This window comes from Rothia sp. P5766 (genome assembly GCF_048513555.1).
Taxonomy (GTDB): Bacteria; Actinomycetota; Actinomycetes; order Actinomycetales; family Micrococcaceae; genus Rothia.
The window spans coordinates 1-12,705 of sequence record NZ_JBLXXS010000026.1 but is presented as its reverse complement, the minus strand read 5'-3'; the positions used below and the strand labels follow the sequence as shown (position 1 = coordinate 12,705).

Below are 12,705 nucleotides of genomic sequence, written 5' to 3'. Positions count from 1 at the left end.
GGTGTAACGAGGCTTATTCATAAGGGGGTCCACCCCCAACCCCCACCAACTAGACAACGGCCCCACCAGACAGTAAACATGAGGATAAATCGCCAAAAATATTCTCAAGCCACACCAGGAAAGACCGTTGCAACACCGGCCTACAACCGGCCTCACCGCCACGCAATTCGCCACACTCATCACAGCCCACACCAGCCACCTCACCTGGATCAAACCAGCCGAGAAACCTCGCAGACTCACCCTGACCCAGGCCCTAAAAATCACGCTCATCAGCTACCGACACAACCTCACCCAAGAGACTCTCGCCCACCTCTTTGAGGTCTCACAACCAACCATTTCAAGGACCATCAGCACCATCGAAAGAGCCTTAGAGAAAGTCCTTACCCCTGTGACCCGACCTTCTGAAAGAGAGCCTGAAAGTACCTGGCTCCCTCGTGGTAGATGGCACCCTCATCCCCACCTGGAACTGGTTTTCACAAGGTAAAATAAACTTCTCAGGTAAGCACAAACGAGCAGGCTTCAACCACCAAGTCATCTGCCCCCTCGACGGCAAACTCCTGGCCATCACAGACCCGCTACCGGGTGCCAGACATGATGCCTATGCCTTCAAAGCTCACGGGTTAGATCAACTGCTAGATGTTTCGACTCTGGCTGATAAGGGTTATGTTGGCTTGAACTTAGCTACCCCTACCAAACGCAGGCCGGGGCAGCGGCTTAGTCGGGAGCAGAAGGAGAATAACCGGGTGCTCAATCGGTTGCGGTCGGTGGTGGAGCGGGTGATTGCTCAGGTAAAAAGCTGGCGGGTTCTGCATACTGGGTTCAGGCGGCCGTTGAGCTCGTATGGGCAGGTGTTTTCGGTGGTGCGGGGGTTGCTGTTTTTGGTGGCTGGTGGGACCTTATGAATAACCCTCAACGGTCTGGCCCTCCAGCAGTATTTCCCTACAATAGAACCTAAACTCACGCATACGTACACCTAGCCCACCACAGGAGCCGCCTCACCATGCGCACTCACCTTGAACGTCCTCTCCAGCAGGAAATTTGCGCCCATCTGGCGGCTCACGGCTGGCAGCACTCCCCCACCTCAGACGGCTACGACCCCGCAAGCGCGCTCTACCCACAGGACCTTTTCACCTGGCTAGAGATAAGCGACCCCTTAGCCTACCGCTCCCTGGTAAACCCAGATGAACCCGCGTCCGCGCAGGCTGCTGCACAGGAACGCATCATCACCGCCCTCACCAAAAAACTCAGCCTGCCAGAAGAAAACGGGGGCGGAACCCTCAACACCCTCCGCAAAGGCTTCCGTGTGCTCGGTGCCCGCCGCGACTTCAAGCTCCTAGCACCCCCGCCCCAAGACAACCGCAACCCAGAAGTCGCCAAGCTCTACCAGGCCAATATCCTGCGCGTTGTAGAAGAAGTCCGCTACGACCCCCACAACCAGCTCAGCCGCATCGACCTCGTCCTCTTTGTTAACGGGCTCCCCGTAGCCACCATCGAAATCAAGTCCGAGTACGCCCAAACCCTAGCGCACGCCACCCGGCAATATCGCGAAGACCGCGACCCCAAAACCTCACATCTCTTACAAGAACACCGTGGCGCCCTGGTCCACTTCGCCCTCACCCAAGACGAAATCGCCATGACCACCCGTCTGGCCGGAAAATCCACCGTCTTTCTCCCCTTCAACCGAGGGCACAAAGGCGGCGCAGGCAACCCGCCGGTAGAAGGCGACCTGGCAACCAGTTACTTCTGGCGTGAAATCCTAGATCGCGACACCTGGCTGACAATCCTCACCAAGTTCATCTACACCAACCACCAAAAAGTCAAAGACCCGCTCACCGGTCGAACCCTCACCAAAGCCTCAACCCGTTTCCCCCGCTACCACCAGTGGCGAGCCGTCACCAGGCTCATTGCCGCCGCACGGGACGAAGGCGCAGGCAACAAGTACCTGGTCCAGCACTCAGCAGGCTCCGGCAAAACTGACTCCATGGCCTGGCTGGCCCACCAGCTCTCTAACCTGCACTCAGCCACCGGCGAGCGCGTTTTCGACTCCATCATCGTGATTGCCGACCGGCAGGTACTGGACAGGCAGCTACAAGATGCCATTGACCAGCTGGTCACCATTCCCGGTATCTTTATGCCCGTTACACGCGGTAATGGGGAATCCAAATCTAAGCAACTGGTCGAAGCGCTGACCAGCGGCACTCCCATTATTGGTGTGACCCTGCAAACCTTCCCCTTTGCTATGGAAGAAATGACCAAGGAAGGTAGCCAACTAGCGGGGCGCCGCTTTGCCGTTATTGCGGATGAGGCTCATTCCTCCCAATCGGGTGAGGCCACCGATTCTATTAAGAAAATGCTCAACACGGAGGTTTCTGTTGAGTTTGAAGAGGGCGATTCGGAGGCTGACCAGGAGGCCATGACCCGCATGGCTCAGCGTGTGGTGGGGTCCGGTGAACAGGTTTCCTTCTTTGCCTTTACTGCAACGCCCAAAGAGAAGACGCTTGAGGTGTTTGGTCGCCGCCCGGCTGACGGTGGCGCGCACGTGCCCTTTGACCTCTACTCCATGAAGCAGGCCATTGAAGAGGGCTTCATTCTTGATGTTCTTCAGAACTACACCACCTACGATATGGCCGCGCGTATCGCCCAGCGCAACGAGTCCACCGGGGCCGACGACGAAATTGATATTCGCAAGGGCACCCGCGCACTCATTGACTTTGTAGATCTGCACCCCACCAATGTGGCCTCTAAGGTTGCTGTGATTCTGGAACACTACCAGGGCACGGTGCAGAAGGAGCTCGGCGGCAAGGCTAAAGCAATGGTTGTTACCAGCTCCCGGGTAGCCGCCGTCAAGTATCAGCGTGCCTTCCAAAAAGCTATTGCAGAGAAAAAGCTACCGCTCAAAACCCTGGTCGCTTTCTCCGGCGAACTACCAGACCCAGACATTCGCCCTCTCAACAATGATGCTCCCGTGCCCACCGTAACCGAGGCCAGCATGAACCCGGAGCTACGCGGGCAAGACCTGGCGACCTTCTTCAACCAGCCCGACCAGAACATCCTGGTGGTCGCCAACAAGTACCAGACCGGCTTTGACCAGCCGCTCCTGGTTGCCATGTACGTGGATAAAAAGCTCTCCGGCATTACCGCCGTGCAAACTCTCTCCCGGCTCAACCGCCGAGCCGAAGGCAAGCAGAACACCTATGTCCTGGACTTTGTGAACGACCCCAAACAGATTCTTGAAGCCTTCGCAACCTATTACGAGGACGCCACCATTGAGACTGAATCCGACCTCAGCCTGATTGATAGCCAGATCGATAAACTAGAGGCCACCGGTATCTATACCACGGCTGATGTTGAGCAGTTCTGGCTAAAGTGGTGCAAGCCCGGTGCCCGCCAGGCCTCCTATGACTCTCTGTTGGCCGTGCCGGTAGACCGTTTCAAGCGGCGCTGGTTCAACGCCCAGCAGGATGCCAGATCCCCCGGTAGCAGTGCTGATGCCGCCGCTGAACTTGAGGTTCTTTTGGAGTTCCGGGCTACCCTGCAACAGTATGTGAAGTCTTACGCTTTCTTCTCGCAGATTTTCAATTTCGGGAACCCCTACTACGAGAAGCTATCGGCTTTTGCGGATTTGCTCGCCCGCCGTCTGCGCGGCTTCACCCTGGATGCAGTCTCCCCCGACGTTCTCGATATCGACGATATTGTGCTCACCCACTACAAACTCGAAAAGATGAAAGAGAACCAGAACCTGGGGCTTTCATCAGTCCCCAAGGTAGGGCTACGAGGTATGACCGAGGCCGGTCTAGCCACCATCAAGGAACGGGAATCAAAAGCTAGGTCAGCCTTGATTGACCTGGTCAATGAGTACTTTAAGGGCTTGAGCCTCTCGGACGAGTACCAGGTTGCTTTCGCCACGACCTTTGTAGCTGAGGCATCCAGGGACGAGGGCCTGCGCCAGAGCGCCGCCGCTAACACCAAGGACGATTTCGCCCATTCTAAGATGGCCCGCAACGGCCTAGCCACCATGCTCTGGTCCTATGGCTCCGACACCAACGAGCTGCTGGACTTTGTGCGTAAAATGCCGGCTGATAAGTTCATGAGCCTCATGTTGGATCTGGGTCTCTACGAGCGCCTGCGCGACCAGGCAACCGGCCAGGACGACGGGGCTCAGCTCACCGTGGTCTAAGCCCCGGTAGCCCCTGCTGAGCACTTAGAGCAGTTGCTCCGCCAGTTCCACGTCTACCACCAGGTCGGTGATAGCCCCGGTGGTCAGTGCCCCACGCAGGGCGGCGGCTCGGTGTTTGCCGGCGGCGGCGCAGACCCTGCGCCCAATTTTTGCCAGCTCGGCCGGGGTCGGGCCGCTTGCCCGCCGGTTGACGTCAAGGTCGGCCCAGGTGCCGTCCTGACGCACCATGACGGTACACACGTCCCCCACAATCCCCTGTGCCCGCAGGTCCGCTAATTGCTGGGTGTCAAAGTAACGGCCGGCGTAGACGTGGGAGGGAATGGCCCCACCAAAGGCGCCCACCCCAAAAAGTGCCACATCCGCCTTACGTTGAACGGCCAGCACGCCGCGAATACTGCGCTCGCGCCACATGGCGGCCTTGGTGTCGGCAAAATCAAAGAAGGCCGGGACCGGGAAGTGAACCATCTGCGCCCCGTAGGCCGCTGAAACCTGCCCCAAAATGGCGCCGGAATAGGGGATGCCGGTGTGGCTGGCGTTACCTGCCCCGTTGAGCTGGACAACGGTCACGCCCTCTAGATGACGTTTGGGTAGGTACTGGGCTACCTCCGTGACGGTAGAACCCCAGGCCACCCCCAGGGTGGTGCCCGCAACCATGAGAGAGTCCACCAGCTGGGCGGTAGCGATAGCCACTCGGCGCATCCTGACCTGTTCGGTGGCGTGATCGGGTGGGCGCACCACCTGCACCCGCACCCGGTAGAGGTCCGCTAGGCGTCGTTCTAGCGGGTGCCCCCGGTGGGGCTGTTCCTTGATGTGGATGGTCACCACCCCGGTGTCACGGGCGGCTTTAAGCAGACGGGACACCGTGGGCCGGGACATCCCGAGGTGGCTGGCTATAGCCGCCATGGTCTGCTGTTCGCCGTAGTAAAGCTGGGCTGCTTCAACCAGCAGATTTTCACTTTTGTTCACCATCTTTTTATTCTAAATGAAATTTTGTTCAGCTTGCTGGCTTCTGGGCAACTGTGGGCGCTCAAATGGTCTTAGACACTTTTACCGGCACCATCGTCAAAGGAAAACCTCATGACAGCCACCTTCACCACCCAATCCCAGCTCAGCGCTCAGTCCCGTAGCCAGGCTCTCGACGCCATGACCGATGAGGCCGGGGTCGATATCCTCGTCATTGGCGGGGGTGTGACCGGCGCAGGTATCGCCCTGGACGCAGCAACCCGCGGGCTTCGCACCGCCATTGTCGAAGCTGGCGACTGGGCTGCTGGAACCAGCGCCTGGTCCTCCAAACTGGTTCACGGTGGCCTGCGCTACCTCTACAACCTAGACTTCAAGCTGGTAGCCGAAGCTCTCAAAGAGCGCGGCCTGCTCCTGGAGCGCACCGCCCCCCACCTGGTCAAGGCTCAACCCTTCCTCTGGCCCCTTAAAATGCCGGTAGTGGAACGAGCATACTCGGCTGTGGGCATCGGCATGTACGACACCATGGCCTTCCTAGGGGCCGGTGGCCACCGCGCTGTACCGGCCCAGCGTCACTTCAGCAAGGAAGGAACCAAGAGGGTTTTCCCCGGCATCAAGGACTCAGCCTTTAGCGGCGCTATCCAGTTCTACGATGCCCGGGTTGATGATGCCCGCCTGGTCATCGACCTGGTTCGCACCGCCGCAGGCTACGGCGCTCTGGCCGCTTCCCGCACACAGGTAACTGCCATTGAGAAAGACGCCTCGGGCCGTGTTACCGGTGCCCAGATTGTTGACCTAGAGACCGGCCAGGAAAAGACCGTGCGTGCAGGCCACATTATTAACGCCACCGGCGTGTGGACCGAAGAAACCGAATCTATGGCCACCTCAAACAAGGGCTTGGAAGTCCTAGCCTCTAAGGGCGTTCACATTATTGTTCCCCGTGAGCGCATCAAGGCCAGTAGCGGCATCTTCACCAAGACCGAGAAGTCTGTACTGTTTATCATTCCCTGGCAGCGCTACTGGATTATCGGCACCACCGACACCCCCTACACCGAGGACCGCGAGCGCCCCGTGGCAACCAAGGCCGATATCCGCTATGTGCTAGATCAAGCCAACAAGCTGATTGCAGATGAGCTGACCGAGGACGACATCATCAGCACCTACGCGGGCCTGCGCCCCCTGCTACAGCCGGTTGCCAAGAAGGGCGAGGCGGCCGCTTCTACCAAGGTCTCCCGTGAGCACACCGTCATGGAAATTGCCCCCGGCATGAGCGCAATCGCCGGTGGTAAGCTGACCACCTACCGGGTCATGGCTCAGGATGCGGTGGACTTTGCTCTAGGGCGTCGTGCCAAGAACCTGCCATCGGTGACCGAAAACATTAAGCTGGTCGGTGCCGAGGGCTATGAGGCTCTTGCCTCCCGGTCAGAGGCTTTGGCAGGCGAGAACGGTTGGGGTGCCGACCGCGTAGAGCACCTGCTGGAGCGCTATGGATCTGAGCTAGCAGATATTATTGCCCTCATTGAGGAAGATTCGTCCTGGGGCACTCCCCTGGCTGAAGCCCCCCAGTTCCTGCGGGCCGATGTGCTCCAGGCGGTGCGGGCCGAAGGTGCCCTGCACCTTGAGGACGTCCTGGTCCGCCGTATCCGCCTGGATCTGGAGGCAAAGGACCGGGGCCTGTCAGCCGCCGATGAAATTATCGAGATTATGGCGCAGGAGCTGGGCTGGGACGAGCAGACCTGCCAGCAGGAGAAAAAGCTCTATGGTGAGCGGGTCCAGGCTATTGCCGCCGCCCAGCAACTGACCACAGATTCTGAGGCAGCCGCAGAAGTTCTGGGGGCGACCCCGGTGGCTCCTCGCCAAGCGGTTGAACAAGCTCACTAGCTTTTGGCTTGAGCTAAACCACCTATTTATATCCAATCATGGGTGCAGCCCTCCGGGGTTGCACCCACCACAATGACGTGAAAGAGGTCAATGATGAGCTCATTACTGGTAGCTGGCGCTGAGGCCACTGTCCAGGCTACTGCCCAGGCCAGCGCCCTGGTGACCGCAGAGGGTAACGCCACCTTGTTAGGCGCCTTCTTTTCGGAGATTTTAGGAACCGCCACCCTCATTTTGATGGGCGCTGGAGTCTGCGCGGCGGTCACCCTACCCAAGTCGGCGGCCAAGAACACAGACTGGCTGACTATTGCCTTTGGTTGGGGTTTTGCTGTCTTTGCGGCGGTCTACATTGGGGCGCCTTCTGGGGCCCACCTAAACCCGGCGGTCACTCTGGGCCAACTCGTGGCGGGTAATGATTTTGCCCCCGGAATCGCTCCGTCCATGAGCGCGCTCCTTGTTTATGTGGCTGGCCAAATGATTGGTGCTTTCCTGGGTGCCTGGGGTGCTTACCTGGTCTACAAGAAGCACTTTGATGAGGCTGAGCCGGGAACCACCCGGGGGATTTTCTGCACTGCACCTGCCATCCGTTCCTACGGCTGGAACCTGCTAACCGAAGCCGTCGGCACCTTTGTCTTGGTGGGTTTCGTAGTGGCCTCCGGTCGCACTCCCTCGGGTCTGGGGCCTTTGGCTGTTGCCCTGATCGTTGTGGCTATTGGCCTGTCCCTGGGTACCCCCACCGGCTACGCTATCAACCCCGCCCGTGATTTAGCCCCCCGTATAGCCCATGCCCTGATGCCTATCAAGGCTAAGGACTCTAGCGACTGGGCCTACTCCTGGGTTCCTGTTGTTGGCCCCCTCCTTGGCGCTAGCCTAGCGGCCCTGATTATCCCCGCCATCCTGGCTCTCTAAAACCACCCCTATACACCCGGTAAGCCCAAAGAGGGGTTTACCCTCACAGAAAAGGTTGGACTATGTCACAGCTTCCAGAACGCAAGAAATACATCCTTTCCATCGACCAGGGAACTACCAGCTCCCGCGCCATTCTTTTCACCAAGAAGGGCGAAATTAAGAGCGTCGGTCAGCACGAGCACGAACAGATCTTCCCCAAGGCCGGCTGGGTAGAGCACAACCCCATGGAAATCTGGGAGAACGTCCGCAAAGCCGTGGGCGAGGCCATGAGCAAAGCTGAGGTCAACCATCACGAAATCGCTGCGGTAGGCATCACTAACCAGCGCGAGACCGCTGTGGTCTGGGATAAGACCACCGGTAAGCCGGTCTATAACGCTATTGTCTGGCAGGACACCCGCACCCAGAAAATCTGTGATGAACTCGGTGGTGAAGCTGGCCCCGGCAAGTACCACGACATCGTGGGCCTGAATCTGGCCACCTATTTCTCCGGCCCCAAGATCAAATGGATCCTTGACAACGTCGAAGGTGCCCGCCAAAAGGCTGAGGCAGGAGACCTGCTTTTTGGTAATACCGACACCTGGGTTCTCTGGAACCTAACGGGCGGTGTGGATGGTGGCGTGCACGTCACCGATGTCACCAATGCTTCACGCACCCTGCTCATGAACATCCGCACCCTAGAGTGGGACGAATCCATCGCAGCGGATATGGGTATCCCTCTGAGCATGCTCCCTGAGATTAAGTCATCCTCGGAAATTTACGGCTACGGCCGGGCCCAGGGCTTGCTCAACGGCACCCCCATCTCCGGTATTCTTGGTGACCAGCAGGCGGCCACCTTTGGCCAGGCTTGCTTTGAGAAAGGCATGGCTAAGAATACTTATGGAACCGGCAACTTCATGCTCATGAACACTGGCAACGAGCCTGTTATCTCTGAGAATGGCTTGCTGACCACTGTGGCCTATAAGCTGGGGGACGCCGCACCTGTCTATGCCTTGGAGGGTTCTGTAGCGGTCTCCGGTTCACTGATCCAGTGGTTGCGCGATAACCTCAAGATGATTGATGATGCCGCCGAGTCAGAGAAGCTGGCTACCAGCGTTGAGAACTCCGGCGGTGCCTACGTTGTGCCTGCTTTCTCCGGTCTTTTTGCCCCCCACTGGCGCTCAGATGCCCGTGGTGTGATTGTGGGCTTGACCCGTTACGTCAATCGGGCACATATTGTGCGTGCGGCCCTGGAGGCTACCGCCTTCCAGACCCGCGAAGTCCTGGACGCTATGAACGCCGATGCCCAGGCTGCGGGCTCCAAGGTTTCGCTGGAAGAACTGCGTGTGGACGGCGGTATGACAGCCAATGAATTCCTCATGCAGTTCCAGGCTGACCTGCTGGGTGTGCCTGTTATTCGCCCCAAGGTCATTGAAACCACTGCCCTCGGTGCGGCCTATGCCGCAGGTATTGCGGTGGGCTTTTGGGAGGGCGAACAGGACGTCATTGATAACTGGGCCGAAGATAAGCGCTGGACCCCGCAGATGGACCAGGCAGAAGTGGACCGCCAGTACCGCCTGTGGAAGAAAGCCGTCTCTAAGACCCTAGAGTGGGTAGATGAGGATGTAGAAGAGAGCTAAGAAACCGCCAGATTCCTCAACCCATTTATTTTTTTGAAGGAAGTACCTCTGCCCGCCACATATGCTGTGTGGCGGGCAGAGCTTTTAAGAATACGAGTATGACAAGATAGTTCTATGACCTACCATGCCCATACTCTGACTCCGCTGGGTCTGATGATTCTAGCCTCCGATGGTCAGGCCCTTACCGGTGCCTGGTTCATGGGTCAGGCTCACTTCCCGGCAGAAGATCAGCTGGGGCAGGAGGTTGAGATCAGTGATTGCCACTTGCTCACCAGGGCGCAGGCCCAGCTCCTTGACTACTTGGAGGGGGGCCTCACTGATTTTGATCTTCCGCTGGCTCCTGATGGCACTGACTTTCAGCTGGCGGTCTGGCAGGCTCTGAGGGATATCCCCTACGGCTACACCACTAGCTACGGTGCTATCTCTAAAATCGTGGGCCCTGGTGCTCCCGCTCAGGCCGTCGGCCAGGCGGTAAGCCGTAACCCGATTTCTATCTTTATCCCCTGTCACCGGGTGCTGTCTGCCGACGGCAAACTGACCGGGTATGCTGGCGGTTTAGAACGCAAGCAGTTCCTCCTGTCCCTGGAAGCCCCTAGCGCCCAGGAAGAGGGGCGACTCTTCTAAGGCCCCTTGGCAGGGTAAATGACCGGCACACTCAATGGTAAGGGGCTCTGTGAGCTGAGGTTCTGCCATGAGAGCCGCCCGGCGCATAGCACCCAGCACCTGCACCCTGTACCTGCACCCAGGTCAAGCTATCTTCCGTTACCGGGCAGAAAAGAGCCCGCCCTCCTGGTCGGTGGGCGGGCTCTCTAGGCTCTAGGGCTTACGCTCATTAGGCTGCAGGCATGACCAGGGACAGGACATAAACCCAGATGCAGAGGATGAGTAGGAGGGCTAGGGAGAACTTGATGGCTGCGTTGGTGATCTTTGACTCTTGACCGGACATGTTCACGGATGCGGCCGCAATAGCAATCGACTGCGGTGATACAGCCTTGGCTGCTACGCCACCGGCAGTATTAGCGGCTACCAGCAGGCTGGGTGCGGCACCAATCTGAGTGGCAGTGGTGGCCTGAAGCCCAGCAAAGAGAGTGTTGTTATTGACCACAGAACCGGTAACAAATACGCCGATCCAGCCGATGACGGGTGAGAGCAGCGGGAAGATTGAACCGGCAGCGGCCAGAGCTAGCGCCAGGGCTGAGGACATGCCGCCAAAATTCATAACGTTTGCAACGGCCATGACCAGGCAGATCAAGAGGATGGGCTGCCAGAGCTGCTTCCAGGCTCCACCGAGCTCTTCAAAGGCCGCAGGCCAGGAGATGTTGGAGAGAGCGATAGTAATCAGCGCTGCGATCAAGATAGCTGTGCCGGAAGCGCCCAGGAGGTTCCAGCTCCATACCGCCTTCATGGGGGTTTCTTGGGCCACGATGGGAGCGACTTGGGCGATCTGACCGTGGAGGGCAGGCATCTGAAGCGGGATAGTGGTGAAGTTCAGTGCGCCAGCTGCAGCATCAGCGGTCTTGGCCTTGACCAGCCCCTTGATGAGCGGGGTTGACCAGAGCAGAATCATCATCGAAAGAATGATGAAGGGGCTCCATGCCTTGACGATGCCAGAGAAGGTAAACCCGGTTGGGTTTTTCCCCAGTTCTTCAAGGCTCGGTGCGCCGGGTTCGCGGTAGATGTGGGCAGGTTGCCATTTCATCATGACCAGCGCCAGGACGACAAGGCCCAGCAGGTAGGGAATGATGTCAACGAGTTCAGGGCCCAGAAGCACCAGAACACCAGCCTGACTTGCAGAAACAAGCAGGCCAAGGCCCAGGGCTACCAGACCGGTTTCTTTAAGGCCCCGCAAGCCATCCAGCACCATCACCAGCAGGAGAGGAATGAAGATGGTAATTACTTGAAGCACCCAGACCATCATGCCGTTCAGGTCAGCCTGCGGAACACCGGATACGGTGGAGCCGGTCAGAACCGGAATACCGATAGCTCCGTAGGCACCGGAAGCTACATTGGAGAGCAAGGCAACAAGACATGCCTTGACGGGGTCAAAGCCCAGGGTCACGAGCAGGGCTGCGCAGATAGCGATGGGGATGCCGAATCCGGCGGCGCCTTCTAAGAAGCCCCCAAAGCAGAAAGCGATCAGGAGGACCTGGATGCGCTGGTCAGCAGAGATAGCGGAGACTGAGCTACGAATGATTTCGAAGTTACCGGCGCGAACGGTAATGCGGTAGAGCCAGACTGCCATCAGAACGATCCATCCGATGGGCCACATGCCGGAGAGGAAGCCGTAACCGATAGCGGAGATGGAGGCCGCAAAAGGCATACCGAAAACTAGTACGGCCAGCGCCACAGCCGATGCCAGAGAGATCAGGGCCGCGTGAAGGCCCTTGAGCTTGAAGACGGTGAGTCCCAGTAGGAAAGCGAGAATAGGGACGGATGCTAGGAGTGCTGAGAGTGCTTGATTGTTCAGTGGGTCATAGACCTGCTGCCACATGTGTATGGTTCCTTAGGTACGGGGCCTAGCCCCATGGTTGGTTTTGTGTGCTTTTTGCACGATTCCTCTTCTAAATTACCACTTAATCAAACATAAAAATTACATAAACAATGTGTGGGCTCACAGCCGTCTTAGGGTCAATAAACACGAAAGTCTATGACTGAGCTCTATCCCCGAGCAGACATGACGCTGTTCGTTTATTGCCCCTTGTCAGAGCTGCTTTGGGGTCTTTATGTCACAGCAGAGGTAAGGTTTTTTCCCTTTACACCCTAAGTCAGTGGACTTGCTTACATTTTTTCGCCCAGGCCTACCCCTCTATGTTTCAGTAGCCCGCCAATGTTGCCTCAGCCACTCCTGGCTGGTTTTCAGGCAGCAGAAGTCCCTGCCCAAGGTCTATCAGTCCGATGCATTGCTGAACAGACAGGAGCAACCTGGTCAATTGCTGAGTGGCACGTTCAGGATCACGAAAAACCTGATAGTTAAAATCTTTTAGAGGGGCAAATATATTTGCCCCTCTAAAAGACTTTATTATTACCACCATATACTAAGTTTGAACTCCAGCCCTTCTTCAGCCAGGATCTCCGCTAGTCTGATATATTCGCGGTCAATTTTTGCCCGAACTTTTTGTGATGAAAATGTAACATGACCGTTTTCATCTTCCTTAAATTCTTTTT

The 12,705-nt window shown here is 57.6% G+C and carries 9 protein-coding genes; 7 read left to right on the top strand and 2 right to left on the bottom strand.

Features of this window, described 5'->3' with window-relative positions; all coding sequences use genetic code 11:
* The first annotated feature begins 127 nt into the window (after positions 1-127).
* The 3 genes from ACN08V_RS10255 to ACN08V_RS10245 all read left to right on the top strand — a co-directional run bounded on the left by ACN08V_RS10255 (position 128) and on the right by ACN08V_RS10245 (position 4,177).
* Positions 128-484: a helix-turn-helix domain-containing protein gene (locus ACN08V_RS10255; protein WP_419105476.1), complete on the top strand. Its 357-nt coding sequence runs from the start codon at positions 128-130 to the stop codon at positions 482-484.
* Positions 435-902 (top strand): transposase family protein, encoded by a 468-nt coding sequence (locus ACN08V_RS10250; protein WP_419105475.1) that lies wholly within the window; start codon positions 435-437, stop codon positions 900-902. The genes ACN08V_RS10255 and ACN08V_RS10250 overlap by 50 nt, the downstream gene beginning before the upstream one ends.
* Positions 903-1,000: 98 nt before the next feature.
* Entirely contained in the window at positions 1,001-4,177 is a 3,177-nt protein-coding gene (locus ACN08V_RS10245; RefSeq protein ID WP_419105474.1) for a type I restriction endonuclease subunit R, read from the top strand.
* A 24-nt stretch (positions 4,178-4,201) separates the two neighbouring features.
* Here the strand turns inward: ACN08V_RS10245 and ACN08V_RS10240 are convergent, their stop codons facing one another.
* Positions 4,202-5,146 (bottom strand): sugar-binding transcriptional regulator, encoded by a 945-nt coding sequence (locus ACN08V_RS10240; RefSeq protein ID WP_419105473.1) that lies wholly within the window; start codon positions 5,144-5,146, stop codon positions 4,202-4,204.
* Between the two features lie 108 nt (positions 5,147-5,254).
* Here ACN08V_RS10240 and ACN08V_RS10235 point away from each other — a divergent pair, with 108 nt between their 5' ends.
* The 4 genes from ACN08V_RS10235 to ACN08V_RS10220 all read left to right on the top strand — a co-directional run bounded on the left by ACN08V_RS10235 (position 5,255) and on the right by ACN08V_RS10220 (position 10,164).
* The gene (locus ACN08V_RS10235) at positions 5,255-7,018 is read left to right on the top strand and encodes an FAD-dependent oxidoreductase (protein ID WP_419105472.1); all 1,764 of its coding nucleotides are present in this window, start codon (positions 5,255-5,257) and stop codon (positions 7,016-7,018) included.
* 93 nt (positions 7,019-7,111) lie between these two features.
* Positions 7,112-7,924, top strand: a complete 813-nt coding sequence (locus tag ACN08V_RS10230) for an MIP/aquaporin family protein (protein ID WP_419100118.1) — start codon at positions 7,112-7,114, stop codon at positions 7,922-7,924.
* Between the two features lie 62 nt (positions 7,925-7,986).
* Complete coding sequence (gene glpK, locus ACN08V_RS10225; RefSeq protein ID WP_419105471.1) at positions 7,987-9,540, top strand: glycerol kinase GlpK; 1,554 nt, start codon at positions 7,987-7,989, stop codon at positions 9,538-9,540.
* A 114-nt stretch (positions 9,541-9,654) separates the two neighbouring features.
* Positions 9,655-10,164, top strand: a complete 510-nt coding sequence (locus ACN08V_RS10220; protein WP_419100020.1) for a methylated-DNA--[protein]-cysteine S-methyltransferase — start codon at positions 9,655-9,657, stop codon at positions 10,162-10,164.
* Positions 10,165-10,372: 208 nt separating this feature from the next.
* On the opposite strand, the gene ACN08V_RS10215 is transcribed toward ACN08V_RS10220, so the two are convergent.
* Positions 10,373-12,031 carry an L-lactate permease gene (locus ACN08V_RS10215; protein WP_419105470.1) on the bottom strand — a complete coding sequence of 553 codons (1,659 nt, stop codon included), beginning with the start codon at positions 12,029-12,031 and terminating at the stop codon, positions 10,373-10,375.
* Between the last annotated feature and the right edge of the window lie 674 nt (positions 12,032-12,705).